General features: G+C 45.7%; 24 protein-coding genes, 1 tRNA gene and 1 pseudogene. 6 read left to right on the top strand and 20 right to left on the bottom strand.

What is annotated here, in order from left to right; genetic code table 11:
- Positions 1–138 precede the first annotated feature (138 nt).
- From PHV77_05405 to dnaA, 20 genes are all read right to left on the bottom strand, one after another.
- A complete protein-coding gene (locus PHV77_05405; GenBank protein ID MDD5504730.1) occupies positions 139–639 on the bottom strand; it encodes a DUF2764 family protein in 501 nt (166 codons plus the stop codon).
- Positions 629–1,264, bottom strand: coding sequence for a hypothetical protein (locus PHV77_05410; protein MDD5504731.1), 636 nt, complete (start codon positions 1,262–1,264; stop codon positions 629–631). Before PHV77_05410 ends, PHV77_05405 begins: the two co-directional genes overlap by 11 nt.
- Positions 1,265–1,320: 56 nt before the next feature.
- A complete protein-coding gene (gene pyrE / locus PHV77_05415) occupies positions 1,321–1,902 on the bottom strand; it encodes an orotate phosphoribosyltransferase (protein ID MDD5504732.1) in 582 nt (193 codons plus the stop codon).
- Positions 1,903–1,994: 92 nt separating this feature from the next.
- Positions 1,995–2,726 (bottom strand): orotidine-5'-phosphate decarboxylase, encoded by a 732-nt coding sequence (gene pyrF, locus PHV77_05420; GenBank protein MDD5504733.1) that lies wholly within the window; start codon positions 2,724–2,726, stop codon positions 1,995–1,997.
- The gene (locus PHV77_05425; GenBank protein MDD5504734.1) at positions 2,723–3,655 is read right to left on the bottom strand and encodes a dihydroorotate dehydrogenase; all 933 of its coding nucleotides are present in this window, start codon (positions 3,653–3,655) and stop codon (positions 2,723–2,725) included. The genes pyrF and PHV77_05425 overlap by 4 nt, the downstream gene beginning before the upstream one ends.
- Positions 3,656–3,658: 3 nt before the next feature.
- The gene (locus PHV77_05430; protein ID MDD5504735.1) at positions 3,659–4,510 is read right to left on the bottom strand and encodes a dihydroorotate dehydrogenase electron transfer subunit; all 852 of its coding nucleotides are present in this window, start codon (positions 4,508–4,510) and stop codon (positions 3,659–3,661) included.
- Positions 4,491–5,744, bottom strand: coding sequence for an endonuclease Q family protein (locus PHV77_05435; protein MDD5504736.1), 1,254 nt, complete (start codon positions 5,742–5,744; stop codon positions 4,491–4,493). The genes PHV77_05430 and PHV77_05435 overlap by 20 nt, the downstream gene beginning before the upstream one ends.
- A 6-nt stretch (positions 5,745–5,750) precedes the next feature.
- Positions 5,751–7,025, bottom strand: coding sequence for a dihydroorotase (locus PHV77_05440; GenBank protein MDD5504737.1), 1,275 nt, complete (start codon positions 7,023–7,025; stop codon positions 5,751–5,753).
- The gene (locus PHV77_05445; GenBank protein ID MDD5504738.1) at positions 7,022–7,954 is read right to left on the bottom strand and encodes an aspartate carbamoyltransferase catalytic subunit; all 933 of its coding nucleotides are present in this window, start codon (positions 7,952–7,954) and stop codon (positions 7,022–7,024) included. The genes PHV77_05440 and PHV77_05445 overlap by 4 nt, the downstream gene beginning before the upstream one ends.
- Positions 7,954–8,508 carry a bifunctional pyr operon transcriptional regulator/uracil phosphoribosyltransferase PyrR gene (gene pyrR / locus PHV77_05450; GenBank protein MDD5504739.1) on the bottom strand — a complete coding sequence of 185 codons (555 nt, stop codon included), beginning with the start codon at positions 8,506–8,508 and terminating at the stop codon, positions 7,954–7,956. The genes PHV77_05445 and pyrR overlap by 1 nt, the downstream gene beginning before the upstream one ends.
- A 234-nt stretch (positions 8,509–8,742) precedes the next feature.
- The gene (lpxA, locus tag PHV77_05455; GenBank protein MDD5504740.1) at positions 8,743–9,531 is read right to left on the bottom strand and encodes an acyl-ACP--UDP-N-acetylglucosamine O-acyltransferase; all 789 of its coding nucleotides are present in this window, start codon (positions 9,529–9,531) and stop codon (positions 8,743–8,745) included.
- Complete coding sequence (gene rsmI, locus PHV77_05460; GenBank protein ID MDD5504741.1) at positions 9,528–10,223, bottom strand: 16S rRNA (cytidine(1402)-2'-O)-methyltransferase; 696 nt, start codon at positions 10,221–10,223, stop codon at positions 9,528–9,530. The genes lpxA and rsmI overlap by 4 nt, the downstream gene beginning before the upstream one ends.
- 35 nt (positions 10,224–10,258) lie before the next feature.
- A complete protein-coding gene (glmS, locus tag PHV77_05465) occupies positions 10,259–12,082 on the bottom strand; it encodes a glutamine--fructose-6-phosphate transaminase (isomerizing) (protein ID MDD5504742.1) in 1,824 nt (607 codons plus the stop codon).
- Positions 12,083–12,172: 90 nt separating this feature from the next.
- Complete coding sequence (locus tag PHV77_05470) at positions 12,173–13,789, bottom strand: hypothetical protein (protein MDD5504743.1); 1,617 nt, start codon at positions 13,787–13,789, stop codon at positions 12,173–12,175.
- A gap of 22 nt (positions 13,790–13,811) precedes the next feature.
- Positions 13,812–13,886 (bottom strand) — tRNA-Glu (locus PHV77_05475).
- A gap of 16 nt (positions 13,887–13,902) precedes the next feature.
- A complete protein-coding gene (gyrA, locus tag PHV77_05480; protein MDD5504744.1) occupies positions 13,903–16,338 on the bottom strand; it encodes a DNA gyrase subunit A in 2,436 nt (811 codons plus the stop codon).
- 51 nt (positions 16,339–16,389) lie between these two features.
- Complete coding sequence (gene gyrB, locus PHV77_05485; protein MDD5504745.1) at positions 16,390–18,921, bottom strand: DNA topoisomerase (ATP-hydrolyzing) subunit B; 2,532 nt, start codon at positions 18,919–18,921, stop codon at positions 16,390–16,392.
- The gene (locus tag PHV77_05490) at positions 18,899–19,219 is read right to left on the bottom strand and encodes a DciA family protein (protein ID MDD5504746.1); all 321 of its coding nucleotides are present in this window, start codon (positions 19,217–19,219) and stop codon (positions 18,899–18,901) included. Before PHV77_05490 ends, gyrB begins: the two co-directional genes overlap by 23 nt.
- A gap of 5 nt (positions 19,220–19,224) precedes the next feature.
- Positions 19,225–20,319 carry a DNA polymerase III subunit beta gene (dnaN, locus tag PHV77_05495; GenBank protein MDD5504747.1) on the bottom strand — a complete coding sequence of 365 codons (1,095 nt, stop codon included), beginning with the start codon at positions 20,317–20,319 and terminating at the stop codon, positions 19,225–19,227.
- A gap of 84 nt (positions 20,320–20,403) precedes the next feature.
- Positions 20,404–21,777, bottom strand: coding sequence for a chromosomal replication initiator protein DnaA (dnaA, locus tag PHV77_05500; GenBank protein MDD5504748.1), 1,374 nt, complete (start codon positions 21,775–21,777; stop codon positions 20,404–20,406).
- Between the two features lie 172 nt (positions 21,778–21,949).
- Here dnaA and rpmH point away from each other — a divergent pair, with 172 nt between their 5' ends.
- From rpmH to PHV77_05530, 6 genes and pseudogenes are all read left to right on the top strand, one after another.
- Complete coding sequence (gene rpmH, locus PHV77_05505; GenBank protein MDD5504749.1) at positions 21,950–22,087, top strand: 50S ribosomal protein L34; 138 nt, start codon at positions 21,950–21,952, stop codon at positions 22,085–22,087.
- Complete coding sequence (rnpA, locus tag PHV77_05510; protein ID MDD5504750.1) at positions 22,084–22,464, top strand: ribonuclease P protein component; 381 nt, start codon at positions 22,084–22,086, stop codon at positions 22,462–22,464. The genes rpmH and rnpA overlap by 4 nt, the downstream gene beginning before the upstream one ends.
- Positions 22,461–22,682 (top strand): membrane protein insertion efficiency factor YidD, encoded by a 222-nt coding sequence (gene yidD, locus PHV77_05515; protein MDD5504751.1) that lies wholly within the window; start codon positions 22,461–22,463, stop codon positions 22,680–22,682. Before rnpA ends, yidD begins: the two co-directional genes overlap by 4 nt.
- Positions 22,683–22,727: 45 nt before the next feature.
- Entirely contained in the window at positions 22,728–24,344 is a 1,617-nt protein-coding gene (yidC, locus tag PHV77_05520) for a membrane protein insertase YidC (GenBank protein ID MDD5504752.1), read from the top strand.
- Positions 24,345–24,451: 107 nt separating this feature from the next.
- Positions 24,452–25,201, top strand: a pseudogene (locus PHV77_05525) (AAA family ATPase).
- Between the two features lie 181 nt (positions 25,202–25,382).
- A complete protein-coding gene (locus tag PHV77_05530) occupies positions 25,383–26,270 on the top strand; it encodes a ParB/RepB/Spo0J family partition protein (protein MDD5504753.1) in 888 nt (295 codons plus the stop codon).
- Positions 26,271–26,439 lie beyond the last annotated feature (169 nt).

Below are 26,439 nucleotides of genomic sequence, written 5' to 3' on the forward strand. Positions count from 1 at the left end.
TCGCCCTCTATCTTGATTACCTCGGCCTTAAGCCTGCTATCCCGTCTCAAGACATAACCTACTTCATTTTGTGAAATATCGCCGGTGAAGCGGACCTGAATCATATTACCGGTGACCGCTGTTATATTGCCAATACGCTTACTCATATTTTACCTCGCACATATCCTGGAATACCCCTTCTCCGATTTCTTTATTAAAATGGCTTAGTCTTTCTATTATTTGCAACTTTATATAATACAATATTAAAAAATTAATATCAAAAAAATTCCCTGCTTCCAGGCTGTCTAAATATTCCCACCTAAACCTCTCAAATGCCTGCTCTATAAGGAGGGGATCGGGCTGCTCCCAGATACCTTTTATAGACAAGGCCGGCCTGTCACGCCTATTGCTTTTAGCTAAAATACGCGCCTCGGCTAATTCAGAACGCAGGTTTTTGTCAAATTCCCTCCACGCCCTTAAAACCGGCGTGCCGTCGGAACCCGCGGCATTGCCCAGGGCGGCGCCTTCTATCCTTTTTATGTCGCCATCGCTTAACCACTTACGACACTCTGATAAAAATCCCTGTCTATCCACGGGGCCCTGCTGGGTGAGCCTCAAGGCAGGCAATGACGCGATAAGATAATAATATTTATTTGCCATTGGGCGTATTTTGTTTTAATCCTAAATCAATATCAAGCGCGTCAACAAGCTTAGGATTAAGATAGCGCCTGAAGCCTTCGGCAATCGCCTGATCGGTAAAATCAACATAAGAACCCATGCCTTTTGCTCCTATGCGGAATCCGCCGTCTATGCCGGGTTTTTCCTGTAGAGACAGCTTTGCTCGCGCCTCTTTTCTTAACGCCTCAAACAATACCTTCTCAAGGGCCTTTTTGTCGTTTTCATTCAACACAACTTCTATATCCGTAATACCCTGCTTAATGGAGTGTTCAACCGCCTTCAGGATAATGTCTTTTAAGCTGTCGGGCTTAAGCTCCTGGACCACCTGATTTTTTACGACACGGGCAAAAAATTCGCTAACCCTTACGCGCAGCATCAGAAGAGCGTCTCTTGCCGCCTGCTTTAAGGCCGTCTCCGATGACCGCCTGAAATTCTCCGCTTCCTTTTTGGCGCTTGCTATAATTTCCTCGCTTTTTTTTGCCGCTTGGCCAAGGATCTCATCGGCTTGTGTTTTCGCCGCATCCGTTATCCTGGCAGACTCCGCAAGGGCCCGGTCAATACCATCCTGTTTGATCTTTTCTATCAGGTATTTTAAATCCGTTTCCATCTCAAACCTCTTTTGTTTTAAGCATTTTTAAAAGGCGGGCCTTTTTTAATATTGCCTTATCGGGGCATCTGGCGAGAGCCCGGCTTAGCAATAGGAACATTTGCCTTGCATAAAGGACATTTATCCGCAGTATATGTTTTGATGTTCAGCGTTTTAACGCTGTAAAACGGGATACGGCCAAACGGTTTATTCTTTGCGCTGCGGTTTATCAACGAAACAACCCCGATTATACGAGGAGAATACGGCCTGATCGCTACCATGACTTCTTTAACCGATCTGCCTGTGGTAATAACGTCTTCCGCTATCAGCACACGCTCGCCTTTTTTTATAGTAAAACCCCGGCGAAGCTGCATTACCGAATCTTTTCTTTCCGCGAACATCGCCCTTGCGTGAAGAGCCCGGGCCAATTCATAAGCCACAAGAATACCGCCATATGCAGGGCCGATGACGATATCGGCTTTCATCTTTTTCAGTTTTACCGCTATGTCCCGGCACATAGCTGCCGCGTATTCGGGCCTGCTCAAAAACAGGGCGCATTGCAGGTAACCGCCGCTATGCAAACCGCTTGATAATAAAAAATGGCCGGACAAGAAAGCCCCTGTTGCGCTAAGCATTTGCTGAAAAACAGACTCTCGCATAAGCCGTAAACCTTTTTTGCCCTATAGCATAAACCCTTGGTAGTTTTTTGTCAAGACCAATCGTGGTTACGGTACGGTGGAATGAAATCGGATTAAGCCAAATCCGATAATATATCTCTTGCGGATTTTAAAGGATTTTTAGATTTGGCGATAGGCCTTCCGACAACTATGTAATCAGCGCCTTTATTAGATGCCTGGTGCGGCGTAACAACCCTCTTTTGGTCCTGGTCAGAAACCCAGTATGGGGGCCGTATGCCGGGAGTAAGTACAATAAAATCTTTACCGCACGCCTGGCGTATTACATCTATTTCCCGCCCGGAGCAAACGACTCCGTCCATGCCGCAGTCTTTAGCTAATAAAGCAAGTTTTTTAATTTGCGACCTGGGCGCGCGAGCAATACCGACGTTTTCCAATTCTCCCCTGTCCATGCTTGTAAGCATGGTAACGGCTAATAATAAGGGTTTTTTTTGCCGTCCTCTTGCCTGAAAAGCCGCCTCCATCATAGCCCTGCCGCCCAAAGCATGCACGTTAGTTATCAGGACGCCCATGGAACAGGCCTGCCGCACGGCGCCCGCCACAGTATTGGGTATATCATGAAATTTTAAATCCAAAAAAACATCGGCGCCTTTTTTGCGGACCATGGCAACAGAGTCGCGGCCTGATCCGGTAAAAAGCTGACTGCCTACTTTAAATATTGACACATCCGGATACAGCATGTCAACCAATCTCCGCGCCTGGGCCAGGGTATCAACATCTAAAGCGACGATAAGTTGTGTTTTGTCCGCGCCCTTTGCGCCTTTACCTTTGCTGTTTGGCACCTTCATACCTTAAGTTGTCCTATAAGTTCCCTGATATTTTTCATGCCACGGTTTTTCAAATAGAGCCTTAGCCCTCTGATGATGTTGCTGGCAGCGGCGGGGTCAACAAAATTTGCCGTGCCTATCTGCACGGCTGATGCTCCGCATAAAAAAAATGCTATGGCATCTTCAGTGCTCATAATACCGCCTATGCCGATAATGGGTATCTTAACACGATGATAGGCCTGCCATACCATTGCAAGGGCAACCGGTTTTATCGCAGGCCCGCTCAAACCTCCTGTTATATTACCCAAACGGGGTTTCCCGCGCGCGATATCAACGTCCATACCAATCAGGGTATTGATCATTGAGACCGCGTCAGCCCCTGCTTTTTCAGCAGCGCGCGCGATAAGTCCGATATCGGTAACGTTTGGCGAAAGCTTAGCGATAACAGGTTTGTCCGTCTGTTTTTTTACCGACCTGATAATGCATGATGTGGTGTAAGGATCCTGGGCAAACAACGTAGTCGGACTTTTATGCTCTATGTTCGGACAGGATATGTTCACTTCTATAGCATCAACGTCCGTAGCATCAAGCGCCTTGGCAAGAGCCTCATAATCCTGCCGGCAAACGCCCGCAATGCTTGCTACAATTCGCGTGCCGGCTGATTTAAGAAGAGGGAGTTTGCTGTGGACAAAATCATCAAGGCCTTCATTTTGTATTCCTATCGCATTCAACAGGCCTGCCGTCGTTTCCCACAAACGCGGAGGCCGGTTACCCGGGCTGGGCTGCAGGGTTATGGATTTGGTAATAACAGCGCCTAATTCAGAGACACTTATAAGCTCTCTGCATTCCTGGGTATAACCAAAGGTGCCGGAAGCTGTCATAACCGGATTGGCTAATTTGAGGCCTCCTATATCTATTTCCAAGGCATTATTCGTATTTATCTTTTTCATAAGCTAATCCCAGACTATATCCGCCAGATCAAACACCGGACCTTCTTTGCATACACGTTCATAGCCGCGTTGTGTTTTTATGGCACAACCAAAGCAAGCGCCGACGCCGCAACCCATACGCTCTTCAAAAGACCCCTGCGTTTTTATTTTGTACGGCTTGACTATTTTTGCTACAGAGGCAAGCATGCCCATTGGGCCGCAGGCATACAGGCCTACTTCCGGCGCATAATCGCCTATGGTCACATCCGAGACGGAACGGGGCCCGGCCCGTAACGATGCCTTGCGTATGTCAAAATCTCCTATTATCTTTTCCAGCATGGCGGTTGCTAAACCGCGGTCTCCCCGTGACCCGTCTTCAGTGACAACAATGACCTTAGCACCTATTTCCTGGAATTCTTTAACGCACACGACAGAGGCGGCGTCTTTAGCGCCTATAATTACGGTTATGGCTTTTTTTCTATATGTAGCCAGTCGGTCGGCCAGAGCTACCAAAGGCGCCACTCCCATACCCCCCGCTATAAGAACAAAATTTGACTGGCCCTTGGGCACTTTGAAACCATTGCCCAGCGGACCTATAACATCAAGAAAAGTACCTTTTGAGCGGCGCGACATAAGCTGTGTACCTTTACCATTTACTTTGTACAAAAGCTCAACGATATCCTGCCGATCACTTATACGATGCACACTTATAGGCCTCCTCAAAAGGGGCTCGTATCCCGCGCCGGCTCTTATATGCAAAAACTGGCCGGGCCTGGCTTTGCCGGCAAACCCTTCAATGCAAAGTGCCATTTTAAAATGCCCCGGGGCTATTTCTTTGTTTATCAGAATTTCAGCCTTAGTCTGCAACTTTTGCATGATTTCCTCCGCAAGCATAATCCGTGCGTTTAACAGATGCGGGATTTAAATCAATAGTCCCATAAACACCATCATAGCCCGCCCTTACGCCCACGTTACCTTGCCTTACATTCAACACGGCATCCGCCGTTTTGCACGACAGGCCCTTGTAAAGAACACTGCTATCGGCAAAAAGCAAGGCGTTGAATTCAGAACCAAAAAAATTTATAGCAGCCTTATACTCACTTATAACTGTTTTTGAGCAAATACCCTTTTTTTGAGTTGCCGCGATCAATTCAAGCAAAGGAACAAGGCGCCTGAAAGGTATCGCATCCTTGGGCATAAAATTCTCGGGTCTGTCCGACAACGCTTCAACCCTGCTCATTACGCCTATAGTCAATTTTTTCCCGCAGACAGGGCATATGCCGGCGCACATCCTGGTCTGGCTGGGGCTATAACAAACCCCGCACGAGCGGTGGCCGTCATAATGATATTTGCCTTCCTGGGGAAAAAATTCTATCGTGTACAGAAAGCGTTTGCTGTCTTTTTCTTTTAAGGCGGATAGTATATGCTCATATCCAAGCCCGGTATCAAACACATTGGCCTCTCTTCCTATCTTACCTGGCGAATGAGAATCTGAATTTGAAATAAGGCTATATTTATCAAGCGAGCTCACCCGCCAGCACATATCAGGGGAGGCGCTTAATCCTGTTTCCAGGGCATAAATATTTTCCGACTGTTCTTCAAAACACTCTTCTATTGAATCAAAACCCGACATGGACCCAAGCACGCTGAACCACGGGGTCCATACGTGCGCCGGCACAATCATGGCCTGCGGCGAAGCGTCAAGGGCGATCTTTACCAAGTCCTTGGCGTCAAAGCCAAATATCGGTCTGCCATCCGAAGAGATATTGCCGCGCTTTTCAAGTTCTTTGCTTACACGGTCGGCTGTTTTAAAGTCGGGTACAAACAAAATGGTATGCACGCGTCTGCCCTTGCCATTCTTTTTATAGATATTGCTTATTTCGGCGGTTAATATGAATTTAACTTTATCGTATTCATATAAACCGTTTGTATGCCGGCCCAAGTTTTTTTTAAGCTCCTTACGCCATAAGGGATGGGTAAAATCCCCTGTCCCGACAACCGCTATTCCCTTTGTCGCGGCCCATGCGGTTATGTTTTTCACACCCATATCAGGGCTTGTTGCCCGGCTATATCGTGAATGTATATGAAAATCCGCTATAAATTGCCCCATAAATTCTTAAGCCTGGTACGCAACCGCACCGTTTAATATTGTAAAAATAACTTTACCTTTTAAGCGCATTCCTAAAAAGGCGGAATTTTTTGACTTGGAAACAATGCCGCGTTTTTCAACCATCCATTCGCGCTCCGGGTCAAATATTACCACGTCTGCGTCGCTGCCGGCGGAAAGAGTGCCCTTTTTCAGGCCGAGAATGCGCGCTGGTCCTGTTGAGCATATCTGGGCAATCTTTGTCAAATCGGTGCTGTCATTGCCGTATAAAGCGGTAAGTGTTACCGGCAGCATGGTCTCAAGCCCAATCACGCCAAAAGCGGCCCGCTCAAACTCTATGTCTTTTTCATTCTCGGTGTGCGGGGCGTGATCCGTGGAGACAATATCTATAACGCCATCTATTACCGCCCGCTTCAAGGAGTTACGATCGTCGCAGCTTCTTAACGGAGGATTCATCTTCTTGTTGGTATCAAAACCCCTTACATCGTCCTCGCAAAGCATAAGATAATGAGGACACGTTTCGGCCGTAACCTTAACACCTTTTGCTTTCGCCTGGCGTATTACGTCCACGCTTTCGGCACAACTTACGTGGGCAATGTGTATTCTAGCCTGCGCTGATTCAGCAATGTTTATATCGCGTTCAACCCTTTTGTATTCCGATTCCTTGGAAATCCCGCGCAGACCCATGCTGGTTGAAATAAAACCCCTGTTTACCGTACCTCCGGCGGAAAGCGCGGTATCTTCACAGTGGCATACTATAAGAACACCTGTTTTCCGGCATATATCAAAGGCGCTTGAAAGGAGTTTTTCATCGTCAACAGACGAACCGTCATCAGTAAATGCCAATACGGATTTATTGCAAAGCCCCTCAATATCCGTCAAGGCGTGGCCTTTTCTGTTCTTGGTTAGAGCTCCGGCGACAAACACATTGGCCTTGGCTGACTTTTGAATACGCTTTTGTAAAAGCCCCGCCGCCTGCGCGGAATCAATGCATGGAGTGGTATTGGGCATGGCAAGAACGGATGTAATGCCGCCGGCAAGCGCGGCCATGGTGGCTGTTTCTATGGTTTCCTTGTCTTCGCGGCCCGGTTCGCGCAGGTGCGCGTGCATATCAACCAGTCCGGGCATAACCACAAGCCCTTTCGCGTTTATCGCCTGCGATGTGCCGGGTATTATACAATCCGCAATCCGAACGATTTTACCGTTTTCTATTAATACATCTTTTATCGCGCGCAATCCTTGAGAAGGATCTACCACGAGCCCCTGTTTGATGATAATACTCATAATCCCCGCCTGCCTTGCCAGGCCAAAAACAGGACCGCCATACGAACCGCTATCCCGTTTGTGACCTGTTCCAATATCACCGAACGGCACCCGTCAGCAACTTCGCTTGATATCTCTATACCTCTATTAATAGGGCCGGGGTGCATGACGATAATATCCTTCTTCGCCCGTTTAAGCCGCTCCTCGGTAACTGCAAAATTCTTGAAATACTCAAGCTGTTTTGGAAACGCCGTTGTTTTATCGCGCTCAAACTGCATGCGCAGGACATTGATTGCGTCCGCTTCCTGTATAGCATTGTCTATTTTATCCGTAATCCTTACCCCCATTTTTTCAATCCCAGGGGGGATAAGCATCTTCGGCGCGCATACGGTAACCCGAGCGCCAAGCTTTGTCAAGCCCCATATGTTTGACCTGGCCACCCGCGAATGCGCTATGTCGCCGACAATACTTATGTTAAGCCCTTGTATGCGGCCCAAACGCTGCCTAATCGTGAAAATATCCAGCAGGGCCTGTGTCGGGTGTTCATGCCAACCGTCCCCGGCATTAATCACGCTTATATCAACCCGCCGGGCCAGCATTGCCGCGGCGCCGGACGCGTTATGCCGCACCACAATAATATCAGCCTTCAACGCCTGTATGTTTAAGCCCGTGTCAATCAGGGTCTCGCCCTTGCGTATGCTTGATGTCTCTGTTTCAATGTTGATTACATCGGCGGAAAGGCGTTTTGCCGCTATTTCAAAGGATATCCTTGTGCGCGTAGACGGCTCATAAAACAAATTCACCACTGTTTTACCGCGCAAGGCCGGGACTTTTTTTACGCCTCTTGTGGAAACTTCTTTGAATGAATCTGCGGTCAGCAGGATATGCTCTATCTGTTCCCCTGTCAGATACTCCAGCCCTAAAAGATCTTTTTGGCCCCACCTGCTCATCACGCTAAGTCTCCATCAAAAACGCACACCTCATCAACGCCATCTTTCTCTTTTAATTTTACCCTGACCACCTGGGTCGCGGATGTGGGTATGTTCTTGCCGACATAATCCGCTCTGATAGGCAATTCTCTGTGCCCGCGGTCCACCAAAATAGCCAACTGTATTGATTTGGGCCTGCCAAAATCAATAAAAGCATCCAATGCCGCTCGTATAGTACGGCCGGTATACAGGACATCGTCAACAAGCACTATATGCTTGGTTGACACGTCAAAGCTTAGGTCTGTTTCGCGCACAACGGGCTGGGAATCGGAAATCATTAAATCATCGCGGTAAAGCGTTATATCAAGTACACCACGGGTCAGTGTATTGCCGGTTATCCGTTCCAGAGCCAAGGACAAGCGCTCGGCGAGATATTCGCCCCGGGTACGTATGCCCACTATCGCTATCGCGCTGGCATCCTGATTGCGCTCAACAATTTCATGTGCCATTCGCTTTAGGGCATTATCAACGGCCTGGGCATCCATAACCTGTATTTTGGTATTATTATTTTTCATATATTTCACAAAAAAGGGCTGATAAAAAAATACCCGCATATTTAATGCGGGATACGTCTAATTTTACCATTTACGCCCCTTTCCGGCCTCGCGGAGCCTGATTAAAAGGTTTATATTGTTAATATTTTATCACCATAAGAGGCGCATGTCAAGACCGAATACATATTGGCCTGATCGGAACATGCAAATACATTACATTATGACCGCAAAAACCGGCGCGGCAGGCAAAAGACATTAGTGCTTATCGCGATTAGAGTGCGCGGCACACACGCCCCTTTTAGACTCTTTTATAAAATCGGCCAAATGCTTTATTTCCTCTCCGGCCAGCGCGGATTCCAGCTTGCTTAAAGCATTGCCCATATTAAGGCCTTGCCGGTATAGGATTTTATAAGCTTGCTTTATTTTGTCGCGGATAACAGGGCTTATGCCGGCACGCCTTAGGCCTATAATATTATACGCCGTAACCACATTGTCATCGCCTGTGCTCATGTAGGGGGGGAAATCTTTATTTAGCCTGACCCCGCCGCCTATAATAGATAGTTTCCCAATCCTGACAAACTGATGAATAAGACAGTTGGCAGAGACAAACGCCATGTCTTCCACCTCCACATGGCCCGCCAGAAGGCTGTTATTACATATAATCACTTTATTGCCAATCTTGCAGTTATGGGCAATATGTGATAAGCACATAAAATAATTATTGTCACCAATAACGGTTGACGAACCATCTTCTGTGCCGCGATGCACAGTAACGTGCTCTCTAAAAACATTATGAGCGCCGATGATAACATATGACTTGGTTCCTTTAAAAGCTATATCCTGCGGCTCACCGCCAAGGCAAGCGCCTGTGTGCACAATGCAACCGGCGCCGAGCCTGGAGCCTTTTAACACATAAGCTCCGGCATGCAGTTTGCAGTTGGGGCCTATAATAACGTCGTCCTCTACCACCGCATAGGGGCCTATGTCGGCGCTTTTATCAATCTCGCTGTTCTTTGAAACTATTGCTGTTGGATGTATGCTCACGGCGATAACTCCCTTTGCGTTCTTAAGTTAAACAACAAAACAAATTCCCCTCGTGCAGGCGTTTCTTCAAAATGCGCGATAAGCGCCGATACCTTCTGCCTGCGGATTTCCTGGAATTTTTTTGTAAGTTCTCTCGCGCATACCATAAATATATCGCCAAAAACAGCTTGGATGTCCCGCAGAGCCCGGCACAGCCGGTGAGGCGATTCATAAAGTATTATTGTGCGTGTTTCCTGCGTTAATTCAGCAAGGCGTTTTGTCCGTGCCGCTGTTTTCGGAGGCAAAAACCCCTCAAACACAAACCGATCGGTGGGCAGTCCCGAAACCGATAATGCCGCGGCCGCCGCGCTGGCACCGGGAACAGGCACAACCTCAATACCCGCGTCAATGGCATCATGAATCACCCTGTAGCCAGGGTCGCTGATACCGGGCGTGCCCGCGTCGCTTACCAAGGCAACATCTTCACCGCGCGTGAGCCTGTTTATTATGCCCCTGGATTTGAAGTGTTTGTTGTGTTCAAAATAACTGGTCAACGGTTTATCAATACCGTAATGCGACAGCAAGATACCGGTATGCCGCGTGTCTTCGCACGCTATCACAGCAACAGATTTAAGCGTTTCAACAGCGCGATATGTCATGTCCGCCAAATGGCCTATTGGAGTTGAGACGATAAATAATTTACCAAAACCCATACCCGCTCCAGTGTTAAAAAATCGCGCCCATAAAATTATTCCACCGTTACGGATTTAGCCAGATTGCGCGGCCGGTCCACGTCGCGACCGTTAGCAAGCGCGATATAATAGGCCAAAAGCTGTAAAGGCAGTACCGTAAGCATGGGGGAAAATAATTCGTTAGTACCAGGTATATATATGGTATGATCCGAATACCTGCCTATGTGGGGGTCTGCTTCAGTAGCGATACTGATAACAATACCCTTACGCGCCTTTATTTCCTGTATATTAGAAACCATCTTGTCATAGGTAGCGGATTTTGGCACAATGCAAACAACCGGCATAGTTTTGTCAATCAACGCGATGGGCCCATGCTTCATTTCGCCCGCGCTGTAGCCTTCCGCGTGCACATAGGATATCTCCTTGAGTTTCAGCGCCCCCTCAAGCGCGTTGGGATAATTCAGGTTTCTGCCTAAATACAAGAAACAATTCTTGTCTTTGTGCTTCTTGCATACATTTTTTATGGCTCTAGTGTCACGTAAAATATCGCCCATACAGCGGGGTAGGCGCCGAATTTCATCAATCATTTTGGCCGTGGCCTGCCTGGCCAAAGCGCCGGAAATCGTGCCGGCATAAATGCCAAAAAGATACAGAACGCATAACTGCGCCGTATATGCTTTTGTTGAAGCCACTCCTATTTCAGGGCCCGCGTGGGTATAAATAACGCTGTCCGATTCCCTTGTCATGGTAGCGCCTACTACATTGACTATTGAAAGCACCTTGGCGGATTGCTTTCGGGCCTGCCTGATGCCTGCCAGCGTATCGGCAGTTTCGCCCGACTGGCTTATCGCTACAACCAGCGTGTTTTTGCCCAATATGGGATTTCTGTAACGGAATTCGCTTGATACATCAACCTCCACGGGTATTCCTGTCAAGCGCTCTAAAATATACTTACCCACAAGGCCGGCATGATATGCCGTCCCGCACGCGACAATACATATCTTTTTAACGCTTTTTATATACCGTTCCGGCAAGGTAAGCTCTTTAAAAAAAACTCCGCTTCCGCGGAGCCTGTGTTGCAAAATATTGCTTATCACGGCAGGCTGCTCATGAATCTCTTTTAGCATAAAGTGCTGATAGCCGCCTTTTTGCGCCTGCTTAATGTCCCAGGCAACGCGCGTCTGGGTCTTTTTGATTCTTCTCCCTTTGAAATCCGTAATACAAATACTATCTTTGGAAATAACGGCAAGCTCATTATCCTCTATATATATCACATCACTCGTATATTCTAAAAGCGCGGGTATATCGCTTGCCACATAATTTTCTTCCTTGCCAATGCCCACCACAAGCGGGCTGCCGCGCCTTGCCGCGAACAAGACTCCGGGAGTATAATTTGAAATAATGCCGAGCGCGAAAGAGCCTTTCAACTGCCCTAAAGCCGCTCGGACCGCGGCGGCAAAATCGCCTTTATAGAATTTCTCAATCAGGTGGGGTATGACTTCCGTGTCCGTATCGGAAAGAAATCGGTGGCCTTCAGCGGCAAGAGCGGTTTTCAGGTCTTCATAGTTTTCAATTATGCCATTGTGGACTACTGCTATATTTCCCAAACAGTCTAAGTGCGGATGAGCGTTGGCATGGCTGGGGATGCCATGCGTAGCCCACCTTGAATGGCTTATGCCGGTGCTCCCCGCCAATGGCCTTGCCGCAAGCAATGCCTCCAACCGGGACACCCTGCCTCTTTGTTTGCGCGCAATAATCTTGCCATCATGCATCACGGCCATCCCCGCCGAGTCATAACCGCGGTATTCAAGCTTCTTAAGCCCGTTGAGCAAAAACGGTTGAGCCGGACGCCTGCCTATATAACCTACTATGCCGCACATAAATTTAATGTATCAGATAAACCTTTGCCGTTTGAGGTAATTACAAATAAGATTTTCGGGGCCAGGACAGGGATAATATTCAGTCACCGATTATTCTTCTTTCCCGGATTTATAGCGCAATATATACCTATACTGCTCCATGTCCGTCTGCTGACTTGTATACGGCGCGACCACAATATAAGATAAAGAGTGTTCTTTAAATTTTTGTTTTATATTCGGAGTATGGAAACCGCCGGCGATTAGGACAGCAACCGGAGCTTCCTCATCCTTCATGAGCCGCAATGTATGGCGCATAAATGCGTCGTCTCTGTCGTTAGCCAAGTCGTAAAACTTAACAAGGGTGGACAGATTTTTGTCAAGCACATACGCGGCTTTTATGGTATCCACGTCTATCTTGCTGCGTTGCGCCTGTTGCTGCAGGAACTCAATCCAGCCGGCCGTAATAAAATCATTACGGTTATTCTTGTAATAAGAAAAATCATCGGGCACAAGCTTAAGATGCAAAAAGTTGTCTAACACCTGCGCACTTCTGGCAATACTATACAAACGCTGCTGGCGGGGTTCATGTATCCGGGCAGTTTCAACAGCGCGCAAAACGGCATTGGCCTCTTCAAATACGGCCGCTGTATTAATACTGTCGTGGGCTTTTATATAAACGATATATTTTTCAAGGTTTGTGAATGCCTGCAAGGATAGGCCCGACTGGCGGGCAACATCCATAAGATAATCGTGATACTGGACCGGGGTAAGTTTATTAAGCTTAAACTCCAATGATTTTGTAACAAGCTCAGCCAATTCCTGCTTGGACAGGATTTTAGACAACCGCTCAATAAGTTCCGTGCGCTCTTTTTCCGCTAATGTAAACTTGATGGTTGATTCAGACTCCACCACAGACATAAAACGCAAGAAATTAGGGTATAAAGAAAGATCCCGCTTCTCCTTGGCCGCCGCAGCGTGCAAATATTTATAATATTCAGCTAAAGATATCTTTTCATTGTCATAATCGGACTTTACGCGCTCAAGCTCTGAAAGCTGTGGCGTATAGATGCTTTGCTTCAACTTCTCAATGACATTTTTAAGAGCATTAAGTTCCGATGCCGCCTGCTGCCTGAAAGCATCTATGGCAAAAAACGTGTCAAGATTGGCCCTGTATAAGCTCTCGTCTTCGGCGCCCTCAATCTTGATATCGTAATCGGATACTATGTCTAAATATTCTTCGCCGGATATTTTGCCTTCTTTTAAATAGTCTTCGGCAACGCTCTGCCTGCGTTCACTACCCGCGTAGGAACGCAGATATGAAAGATTAACATTGCCCCAGCCGCCTTCCACCATAATCAGCTTCAGTTGGTTTTCATTAATAAGCGATTCCAGAATTTTGCTTAAGTTTTTCTGCGCCTCATAGTTTGTGTGTATGTCCTGTATGTGGATTACGGTCCCGGCCGACGCGCCAGCAGCCGTATAGCTTTCAACTATATGGCCAGCGCCCTCTGGTATAACTATCGGGATAGGCATGGGCTTAACCCCGGAGGGGTCTTGCGCTCCGGTGGGAACAGCCTGCGGAAGGTCCGTCACGGAAGCCCGCGGCCGGTCCGCGTTATTTTTGTGACCTGGTCCGGAAAAACGTCCGGCAATCACCCATGCTATAACAACAAAAACGACAAACACAGCCAACCCGATAATGCCCGCCCGCTTATATTGTCTATTCATTTTTTAACCCTATAAAAGTATATGGTGACCCCAGCGGGACTCGAACCCGCGTAAACGGCTCGAAAAGCCGTTGTCCTAACCGCTAGACGATAGGGCCACACATGTCTTGTAAATTATTCACCATCTTCGGCAACCACAGAGGCCACGGCCGACACCTTGTCCTTGCCGCCCTTTAGTGATATAACGCACACCCCCTGCGTTGAGCGCCCGCTCAACCTTATACCCTGCACGGGGGTCCTTACAATCGCTCCGCTTTCGGTAATTAACATGACCTCATCTTTATCGGTCACCGCGCGCACAACCACGGCAAGACCGGTCTTGTCTGTTGTTTTGATATTGATAATACCTTTCCCGCCGCGCGCTTGCAACCTGTATTCTCCAAGGGGCGTCCTTTTGCCAAAACCTTTTTCTGAAATTGTCAAAAGGGCCGCTCCCGCGCGCGCAACCGCCATGCCGATAACAATGTCTTTACCCTCCAGAGATATGCCGCGCACGCCCTGTGCAGACCGGCCCATGTTCCTTATAGAACTGGATTTAAACCTAATGGCCTTGCCGTCTCTGGTGGCTAATATGATGTCGTCTTTGTCTTCCGTGCAAGCCGCTTCAATCAAATGATCCCCTTTTTCAATCGTTATACCTATAATCCCGCCCTTACGGGTATTGGCATACGCTGCGAGTTCGGTCTTTTTGACCACACCATGTTCTGTGGCCATAAAAATATAACCGCCCTTGTTAAAATCTTTTACGCGGACAAAAGCGCTGACAGATTCACCGGGAGCGAGCTGTAAAACGTTGACAATCGCCTTGCCTTTAGACGCTCTGCCCGACTGCGGAATTTCGTGTACCTTTAACATATAGGCCTTGCCTATATTGCTAAAAAATAATATATACTCATGCGTGGTAGCAATAAACAGGTGTTCAGCAAAGTCTTCTTCTTTTAATTCCGCGCCTACCACGCCCTTGCCTCCGCGTTTTTGACGCCGGTAAGCGCTGACCGGTAAGCGTTTGATGTAGCCGCCGTGGCTGATTGTTATAACCACGTCTTCATCAGCTATCAGATCTTCTATTTTGAGATCATCTAACTCCGCGACAATATCAGTGCGCCTGTCATCGCCATACTTTTTTTGCATTTCCAACAATTCGGTTTTTATAATAGAGAGAACCTTGGTATCGCTGGCTAATATCGCTTCGTACTCCTGTATTTTTTTCAGTAGTTCTACATACTCCGCTTCTATTTTGCCCCGCTCAAGAGCTGTCAGGCGCTGTAATTGCATTTCAAGTATGGCCTGCGCCTGCCTGGGGCTTAATTCAAAATTGTCTATAAGGGCCTGTTTAGCGGTGTGGGTGTCTTTGGCAGAGCGGATTGTTTTAATAATCTTTTCTATGTGATCAAGCGCTATCTTTAATCCTTCAAGTATATGAGCCCTGTCCTGGGCCCTGCGCAATAAGAAGTCTGTCCTCCTCCTGATAATATCCTTGCGATGCTCAATATAAAGGTCAAGCATCTGGCGCAGGTTCAAAACCCTCGGCTGGTTATTCACCAGGGCTAACATAATAATACCGAATGTTGAAGCAAGCTGGGTATGTTTATACAGTTGGTTCAATATCACCTGTGCGGGATAATCGCGCTTTAATTCTATCACAATCCTGATGCCTTCCTTGTCTGATTCATCGCGTATGTCCGATATACCGTCAATACGCTTATCGGATACAAGGTTGGCGATGGATTCTATCAGGTTTGTTTTATTCACCTGGTACGGCAACTCTGTCACAATGATAGCGCTTTTGCCGGATTTTTGTTCTTCTATTTGGGCCCTGGCGTGCAACTTAATAATACCGCGGCCGGTCTCATAAGCGCTTTTTATACCGCTTCTGCCGCAGATGGTAGCTCCCGTAGGAAAATCAGGGCCTTTTATGATTTTCATAAGCCCGCTTAAATCAACCTGCGGCTCATCAATTACCTTGATCAGGGCGTTTACCGTTTCGCTAAGATTATGCGGAGGCATATTCGTCGCCATGCCGACAGCTATTCCGCTACAGCCGTTAACCAGCAGTGTCGGCAAAGCGGACGGCAAGATAACCGGCTCAGTCAGCGATTCATCAAAATTTGGGACAAAATTAACCGTTTCCTTGTCTATGTCGGCGAGCAATTCATCGGCTATAGATGCCATGCGTGCTTCAGTATATCGCATGGCCGCGGCGGGATCTCCGTCAATAGAGCCCCAGTTGCCCTGGCCATCCACAAGCGGATAGCGCAAAGAAAAATTCTGGACCATGCGCACCAGCGCGTCATATACGGAAGCATCGCCGTGAGGATGATACCTGCCCAGGCAATCGCCCACTATACGCGCGCTTTTTTTATAAGGCTTGGACCTTTGCAGATTCAGACCATGCATAGCATAAAGTATTCTGCGTTGGACAGGCTTCAAACCGTCCCTGGCGTCCGGTAAGGCGCGGCCCACGATAACGCTCATAGCGTAATTAATATAAGAATCCTTTATCTCGTCTTCAACATAACGCTTTGTTATCTTTTCGCCCTGCGTATACATTTGAATACCCTTCGATTGGCGCGTTTGCGCCGCGCCTCTTAAATCCTGCTGTTAAATGTCCAAATTCGTTACTTCCCTGGCGTGTTTTTCAATAAAGTCGCGCCTTGGCTCAACGGCATCACCCATAAGTATGGTGAACATCTCGTCTGCCTTGACCGCGTCTTCAAGTGTGACAGATAATAGCGTCCTTTTCGCCGGGTCCATTGTCGTTTCCCACAACTGGCCGGGGTTCATTTCGCCTAAGCCCTTGTAGCGCTGCATAACCATACCATGCTTGGCCCGGTCTTTAATCGCACTTATTAATTCTTTAAGACTGTAAATCGGCACCGTCTGGTCGTCCGCTTGGAAATTCAATATAGGTTGCATGGGGGCATCTTGCTGTTTTTTCTTTTTTGGAACACTGTCAAGATCTATTATCTTGGATTCATAAGCATCAACCAGCGAAATCCCAAGCTTGTCAAGACTGGCTATGGTTTGCGCAAGCGTTTCTGCTTCAAAAAATTCAGTCACATCAATGTCCTTAGATGTGGGGGCTTCTTTATCTGTGTCGTGATGTAGTTCAAGCGATTTACCGCTCGCTTTCTCGTAGTCTTTTATAATTTTTGCTAACTCGGCGTCTGAATAAGCAAAAAGGGTTTGGCCCTCCATTTTGACCCTAAAAATAGGTAGTTTTTGGGTTTTAGGTTGCGCCATAGCTAAATATTGAATAAATTTAACCCCTTTTCGTTCAATAGCCTTGCTAATCTGCGCCACCCGTATCAGCATTGCGCATAAATCGCGCATCTGTTTACTGGTCAGCTCTTGTTTAGGTTTTGGTTTGGACAATACCAAATCATCGGTCCCCATGTCCAATAAGAGCGAATCCATCTCCGCTTCTGTTTGTATGTATTCTTCGCGTTTACCGCGCTTAACTTTATACAATGGGGGCTGGGCTATGTAAATTTTCCCTTCCTCAAGGAGTCTCGGCATCTGCCTATAAAACAATGTAAGCAACAGCGTGCGTATATGAGAACCGTCAACGTCGGCATCGGCCATAAGAATAATTTTATGGTAACGCAGTTTTTCAGCGCTAAATTCAGCTCCGATGCCACAACCAAGGGCCGTAATAATAGTTCTGATTTCCTCGTTTGACAAGACTTTGTCCAGGCGGGCCTTTTCAACGTTTAATATCTTACCTTTTAATGGCAGGATGGCCTGGAAGCGCCTGTCACGGCCTTGCCTGGCACTGCCGCCGGCGCTGTCTCCTTCTACAAGATAGATTTCGCACATTGAAGCGTCTGTCTCTGAACAATCGGACAACTTGCCGGGCAGGCCCGACACCTCCAAGGCGCCCTTGCGCCTGGTTAAATCACGCGCCTTTCGTGCCGCTTCCCTGGCCCGGGCGGCAACTGTGGCTTTTTCAACAATTTTATTGGCAACCGACGGATTTTCTTCAAAATAACTGCTCAAAGAATCATTAACCATAGAAGCGATAACACCTTCAACGTCGGCATTACCAAGTTTGGTTTTGGTCTGGCCCTCAAATTGCGGATTAGATATCTTAACGCTGATAACCGCGGTAAGGCCCTCCCGAATATCATCTCCTGACAAGCTTGCGTCTGAATCCTTAAGAAGCTTTTTATTTTTACAATACTGGTTCGCCACACGAGTTAAGGCGGATTTAAACCCGCTCAAATGAGTACCGCCTTCAATAGTATTAATATTGTTGGCAAATGTAAAAATTGTTTCCGCATAACTATCGTTATACTGCATCGCGACCTCAACAGTCACGTCATCTTTTTCGCGTTGGAAATAAATCGGTTTTTTATGCAGGGAATTTTTGTTTTTATTTAAGTGTTCCACAAACGATACAATACCACCATCAAACTTAAACTTTTCTTCTTTTTCGCAACGCTCGTCCTTTATCGTTATCTGAACGCCCTTGTTCAAAAAAGCCAGCTCCCGCATACGGGTAGACAATGTCTCAAAACTGAATATGGTGCTCTTTGTAAATATTTCCGCGTCCGGCTTAAAGGTAACCTGCGTGCCTGTCTTGTGGCTTGCGCCGATCACGGCCAGCTTGCTGGCAACATGTCCTTTCTTATACCGCTGGTGGTACACCTTTCCGTCTCTGCGAATCTCAACCTCAAGCCAATCAGACAAAGCATTAACAACGCTTACGCCCACTCCATGAAGCCCCCCGGACACCTTATACATTCTATGGTCAAACTTGCCTCCCGCGTGCAATGTTGTCAACACAACTTCCACGGCCGGCTTGTTTTGCCCTTTATGCATATCAACCGGTATGCCCCTGCCATCGTCAATAACAGTAACGCTATCGTCCGCGTGTATAATCACGTCTATGTTGGAGCAATAACCAGCCATAGCCTCGTCAATACTATTATCAGTCACCTCAAACACGAGGTGGTGAAGCCCCCTGGCCCCGGTGTCCCCGATATACATAGCGGGCCTTTGTCTTACCGCCTCTATGCCTTCAAGGACCTGTATTTTTGTCGCGTCATAAGAAGACGATTGCGCTTTGTCTTGCCCGTGCTTTTGTTCTAATGCGGGTTTTTTTGTTTTATTTTTTGTCTGCGTAGTCACAAGGTTCTCCTGCTCTTAATTTAACGCGAACTCTCTTTCCCGGCGATAATAACATTGTCAATTTATTTTCTATATCATACTTGCGGCAATGCAAATAATGCATCCACACAGGGTTGTCTACCGTCACCACCAGCGCGCTTTTGCTAATCCGCACAGGGCTTGAGTGCCCCGACGCGTTTTTGCCGGCCACGGCTTGCCACGCCCTGCATAGTTTCTCTACACTATCCCGCTTATCGCGCGCGGCAGCCAAAGCAGACTCTACAACGCTTTTTATTTGATCGGGTTTTGATCTGGGCATTGTGGTTACACTATTTGCATAGGCAAAACAATATACACATACTCATCTCTTATTCGTAACACGGCGGGTTTTTCAGGGCCCGTGAATTCAATCTCAACCCTTTCCTCTTCAATGTTTTTTAATACATCCAATAAATACGCGGGATTAAAACCTATTTGCATTTCAGACCCCGAATAAACCACCTCAATATCTTCAACAGCCTCGCCAACCTCTGGTGTTGTTTTACTGATAATAAGCCTGTTTTTTGCTAAATGTAATTTTATCGCCTGTGATTCCGCCGTTGTTAATAGGCTGGCTCGCTTGATGGCGGGTATCAACAATGACTTGTCGGCGACAAGGGTATTATCTGATTTTTTCGGTATCGCCTGTTTATAGTTAGGGTATTCCCCTTCAATTAATCTTGATATAATATTAGTGTTGTTAATCTGAAACACCACCTGGTTGGGTGTCAGGCGTATCTCCACACCGCCATCATCTTTTAAGGTCTTAAACACCTCTTGGATGGTTTTAGATGGGATAATAATTGTTGCGGTTTCTTTAATTTCGGATTTATGGGGTTTTTTGATAATAGCCAGCCGCCTGCCGTCTGTTGCGATTGCCTGTATCGCTCCAGGGGCTATTTCAATACAAACACCATTAAGAACATATCTCGTCTCCTCCTTACTCATCGCGAAAACCGTGTATACCAGCATTTGTTTGAATGTTTTTTGATCTATTATAAGGGTTTGCGCGTTTTGTTTTGTTGGTATATTAGGAAACTCTTCTTTTGGTGTTGTTAGAATTTTATATGTAGCGTGTTTTGCGGTAATTAATATTGTGTTATTTTTTTTGGTTGCTATTTGAATTTCCTCATTAGGAAATTCTTTTATAATATCCTGAAACCTTTTGGCCGGTATGGTTGTTGAGCCTTGTTCAGTGATATTAGCTTCTTGTGTATGTGTAATACCAATATCCAAGTCTGTTGCGGTTATGTTAATATTATTATTACCCGCTTCAAATAAAATATTAGATAGAATAGGTAATGTGTTTTTTGTGGTAACCGCGCCCATAACAGCTTGTAATGATTCTAATAATGATTGTTTTGAAATAGTTATCCTCATATCCACAAGTCCTATTACAGCTTTTAATATTTAATTAAATAAAATAGTATTTATAGTAATATGTGTTGATAAGTTAGTATCTTTTTAACTACCCGATTTAATTTGATTTATAAGGTTTTCTATAATCTGTTTAAATTGTGGGTTGTTTTCCATCTCTTTTCCAACCTTATTGCAGGCATGTAATATTGTTGTATGGTCTCTACCACCAAAAAAACCACCTATTTCGGTTAATGGTGTTTTTGTAAGTTCCCTAGCCAAATACATTGCAACCTGCCTTGGAAACGCTAATTGTTTTGTCCTTTTTTTTGCGCGCATTGAGTTGGCGCCAACAACAAAATATTCTGCCACAACCCGTTGTATTTTATCAATAGAAATTTCTGAAATTTTTTTATTTTCCGACTCCTGTAAAACCTCCTTTACAGAGCTGATTGATATTTCGCGGCCCAATAAAGACGCGTAAGCTATCACACGAATCAAGGCCCCCTCTAATTCGCGTATATTGCTTTTTATGTTTTCAGCTATATATAACAATACATCATCTTGGACGCGCGCGCTGGAGCGCTCTAATTTTTTTCTTAATATCGCCACCCTGGTTTCTATGTCAGGGGGTTGGATGTCTGTAACCAGGCCCCACTCAAAACGGGATACAAGCCTGTTTTCTAATGAAGGTATTTCTTTTGGGGGCCGGTCACTTGATATAATAATCTGCTTATGGGAATCGTAAAGCGCGTTAAATGTGTGAAAAAACTCTTCTTGGGTTGATTCTTTCCCTGAAAGAAATTGTATATCGTCCACCATTAGTATGTCAAGATGCCGATATTGGTCTTTAAATTTTTGAGTACTCCTGTTCTGTATGGCGCTGATGAGTTGGTTGGTAAATTTTTCACAGGACATATAGGTGATTTTTAGTTTTGGGTATTTTAATAAAGTATGCTGGCCTATGGCCTGCATTAAATGTGTTTTGCCGAGGCCAACGCCCCCATATATAAATAAGGGATTATAAGATTTAGCGGGCGATTCGGCAACCGCGAACGCGGCCGCGTGCGCAAACTTATTACAGCCTCCGATTACAAAACTACCAAACGTGTAACGCGGGTTGAAACAAGATTCTCTTTGCGCCGCGTTGCGCTCAAAAGGGTTTGGGAATAAACGGAATCCTCCACGCTTGTCCTGATCGGTTGCCGCGGGTTGTTTAATGCTGTCTTGCGCGGGCTGGGTTTGGTAAGTGATGTTAATGTGTGTTTTATCAAGAACTTTAAGAGCATTGCTTATGTGGTCGGAATAATGCTCCACCAGCCAATCTTTGAAAAACGCGTTCGGCACTTCCACGACGACAAAATCGGTTCCGGATGACACCTGTTTTGTCGGGGCGAACCATGTTTCGTAACTCTGCGGGCTTACTTGGTTACGCAGGCAACGCAAGATATCATCCCACGAGTTATTAAGAAGTTGGGACATATTTTAAAAATCCTATCTCTATTGCTAAGCAGGGCTCAAAAACTCCCTTAATTGTAATGGTTGTTGATAGCTGGACAAAAAATACGGATTCATTATAACAGAACGGCGCTTGTTTGCAAGCAAAAAGTTTTTACCTTGACTTGGGTGTGAGTTGTGTTATACTTGTTGCATTATGAAAAAACATCTTACGCTGAAATCAAATCTAAAGCGCAAGCGCAAGCACGGGTTTAAAAAACGTATGAGTACGGCCAGCGGTAGAAAAGTGCTGAAAAGCCGCAGGCGCAAGGGAAGAAAAATCCTGACAGCATGAAACAGCGCCCGTCTGCCGTGCGCCGCGCCGTTAATTTTAGCGCGGTCAAGCGAATTACCAGGCCCGGTGACTATAAGCGCGTTTACGCAACAGGGGTTAAGTATTTCGGCCGCTCGCTCAAGGTGTATATCGTTGTAAATAATCTCCATTACACACGGATAGGGGTTGTTGTTGGCAGGCGCGTTAGCCTGTCAGCTGTTGCACGTAACAGGGTCAAGCGGATTTTGCGCCACGAGGCAAGCCGACGCATACAGGCATTAAGTCCGCGCGGGCCTCTGGATGTGGTAGTTGTAGCGCGCCCGAAACCCGACGGTGTTTGGGATTCCAAAACACTAAGAGAAGACCTTTTGCTCCTGTCTAATCGGTGGCCGCAATGAATAAGTTTTTGTGTTTTTGCGCGCAGTCTATCATACTTTTTTACCAGGCGGTATTTATTACGCAAAGAAGGCACCCGCATTGCAAATTTTTTCCAAGCTGTTCCGATTATACAATAATGGCTTTAAAAAAACACGGTTTTTTAACAGGTATTTGCTTTGGATTATGGCGCATCCTGCGGTGCAATCCCTTTACAAAGGGCGGCGTTGATTTGCCGTAAGCGCTTAGGAAAATCACTTAACACCCATTAAATAAAGGATTTATAATGAATAGTGAAAAACGTTTACTTTTAGCGGTTTCCATTTCAATGTTGATTATTATCGCGTATCAATTCTATGCCAAACAATATACCGGTTATGGCCAGCCTCACAAGGGCCCGGTTGTATCAGCAGAGTGTGTACCAGATGTGCCCAGCTCTTTAGGTGGAGATGTGACGGCAAGCGAGATCAAGCAAGTCTATGAAACAAAAACATTGGTTAATAATAATTTGCGCGTTGAGCTGACTACTGACGGCGCCAGGGCTATCGCCGTGGATTTATTGGATTATTTTGATAAAAGCGGCTCCGCACAGCCGCTTATAGAACATAACTTAAAAGCGCCGAGCCTTTTCAGTATTACTTTTTTGCCTGATAGCGCTGTTGCGCGCTGGGATCTCGTTGAAGCAAGTGCAATAAGCGCGGTGTTTAAAAGTCGTTTCAGCGGTGTTGATATTACAAAAACCATTATTTTATCGCAAGATAGCAATCAAATGGAAATGGTTTTAAGGTTTGCTAATCACGCAAAACACGCAAGTACTTTTCAATATCAGCTTTATAATGGAATATTGGCGGCAGGCAAGGGTTCTATGGATAGCCGATATATAGGCGCGGATATATGCTTTGATAATCAGATCATAAGGCGCGGCATATCAGGCAAAACGCTCAAGGGCAAAGAGTCGTTTTTTGGTAGTCCTGCATGGGTGACAACGCGCGGACGGTATTTTTCTTTCATTATGAAACCAAAACAACCTGCTCAATCTGTGAGCGTGCAAAGCAAAACAAAAAACGATTTATTCACCTCTGTGGTATCAGAGCCGATCGCGCTTATGCCAGACAGCACTATTGAACATCGGTTTCTTGTGTATGCCGGACCCAATGATATCCAGAAAATGCTATTGTTTGACCCCTCGGCCCATTCTATTATTCATTATGGATTTTTTAATGTGATAGGCAAAATTCTTTTTGATGGATTGAAAATTTTATATCATATAACGCATAATTATGGTATTGCTATTATTTTATTATCTTTACTTATTAGCATAATCATGTTTCCGCTTTCGCGTAAAAGCTTGCAATCAATGAAGGAAATGCAAAAAATCCAACCAGAAACAGAAGCAATACGCAAGCAATTTAGTGATAATCCGCAAAAGATGAACAAGGAAATCATGGAATTATATAAAAGGCACAAAATTAATCCTCTTGGCGGATGCCTGCCGATGCTTTTACAAATCCCCATATTTTTCTCATTATACCAGGTACTTTTAAGGAGTGTTGAACTCAAAGGAGCTGGATTTTTATGGATTAAAGATTTAGCGGAGCCGGATGCAGCTTTTCAGTTACCCACTGCTGTGCGCTCGCTACCAGTGATTGGAACGTCTGTAAATATATTGCCTATTTTAATGGCTCTTGCGATGGTGTTTCAGCAGAAATTATCTTGCGGCGGGAGCAAACAATTATCTGAGCAACAGCGCATTATGGCAGTTATAATGCCGATAATGTTTGGGTTGATATTTTATAATATGCCATCAGGGCTTGTTCTGTACTGGTTTACAAACACAATGTTTATGCTTTTTTTGCAGGAAGTGATTTTAAAACTGCCAGCCTTTGCGAGCGATAAGTGTTAATTGGAATAATTTTTATTGACTATCTTGAAAATTATTATATAATTAGCTTATAAAACGATATTATTAAATAGGCAGTACGTGTTCCACGTGGAACATCAGGAGTTTATGTGGGCAAAATAATAGCTGTATGTAATCAAAAAGGCGGCGTTGGTAAAACCACCACGTCCGTTAATTTAACAGCCTCATTAGGTGCTTCTGGAGCTAAAATCTTGCTTATAGATCTTGACCCTCAAGCAAATGCCACAAGCGGCCTTGGTATTGATAAAAAAAATATTAAATATAATGTTTATCATGTGCTTATTGAATCGCAACAACTGTGCGATGTTATACTGGATTCCGGGTTTGCTAATTTGTTTATTGCCCCATCTGATACACATCTTACAGGCGCACAGCTTGAGCTGGTTAATGCGTTTAACCGTGAACATAGATTAAAAAACAGCTTAGCTTCTATTAGCCACAATTATGACTTTATTTTTATTGATTGTCCTCCAAGCCTTGGTTTACTGACTATAAACGCGCTTACAGCAGCAAACACTATACTTATTCCATTACAATGCGAGTTTTATGCCATGGAAGGCCTTAGCCAATTATTGCAAACCGTAAAACTTGTGCAGGATCATTTGAACCCCACTCTTGATATTGAAGGGGTTGTATTGACTATGGCAGATTATAGAACTAATCTGACAAATGAAGTAGTTGCTGAAGCCAAAAACTTTTTTAAAAATAAAATTTACGATACGGTGATACCTCGTTCAATACGCTTAAGCGAAGCGCCCGGACACGGCAAACCGGCTATTGTCTATGATAAGAATTCTAATGGCGCTATGGCTTATCAACAGTTAGCCACAGAATTTCTAAATCGTAACAACTTTAATAATAATAAGATGCAAGAAATAAATGAATCAATCCACATTAAATCAACAACAGAGAGTGTGGGTATGGATAGTCAAAACCAGGATACTTGCCAAGGGGTTAATACGACAGCAGATATGCCGGTAGAGGCAGTACCCGATAAGGCAGAGAGTGACGGAGGCGGTAATGGATAAGCGAAAGGCCTTAGGCAGGGGCTTTGATGCCCTTATGCCGGAGAAGACCACGGACAATAATAATCTTGGCTTATTGGCAACAGATAATAACACTAATGTTCATATGTTGAACATAACTGATATCGTGCCCGGTAAATACCAGCCGCGGTCGGTTTTTAAGCAAGATAAGCTTAACGAGCTTGTCTTGTCTATCAAGGAAAAAGGGGTTGTCCAGCCTCTTTTGGTCAGGCGGGCTGTTACGGGTTATGAATTAATAGCAGGCGAGAGACGCTTAAGAGCGGCAAAAGAGTTGGGTATGACAACAATACCGGCTATTATCAAAGATGTTGACGATCTCAACGCGATGGAAATGGCTTTGATAGAGAATCTACAAAGGGAAGATCTGAACCCTATTGAAGAAGCTCTTGCTTATCAAAAATTAAGCAGCGAATTTAATTTCACCCAGGAACAGATTGCTCAAGCTGTCGGGAGGGACAGGGCGTCTATAGCCAATACACTACGCTTGCTCCATTTGCCCGAAACCGTTCAACGCCTGCTTGCTGAAGATATGATACAAATGGGGCACGCGCGGGCACTGCTTGCGATAGCCGATAAAAATAAACAGGCAAGGATATGCGAAAAGATTATCCAGAAAGGGTTGTCTGTCCGCGAAGTTGAATTTTTAGCCAGACCTCATGCCGCTTTGCGCAAACAACAGCCCTATCACGGCACCGGAGATCCGCACACACAGGCCATACAGGACGCGCTTGAAAAAATTTTAGGCACAAAGGTTATGATACAACACAGAAAAAAGCGCGGTAAGATTGTTATAGATTACTATTCGCTGGATGACCTGGACCGTATTCTCGGCGTCATGCAATTAAAAATCAATTCTTTTTAAGGCTGATTTTTAGACGCGGTCTTTATCAGGGTAATGTGCCTGCGCGCGTCCGACGGAATATAGCATACAATGACCGCCGCCAAACGGCTAAATTGGTTGGCCCGGTTTGCCGTGTTTACATGCCGCTTACAGTATTTTTTATGAGATGTCTTTTATTTTACTCAAGAGA

Source organism: Candidatus Omnitrophota bacterium, from assembly GCA_028716165.1.
In the GTDB taxonomy this organism is placed as follows: Bacteria; Omnitrophota; Gorgyraeia; order JABMRG01; family JABMRG01; genus JAQUQI01.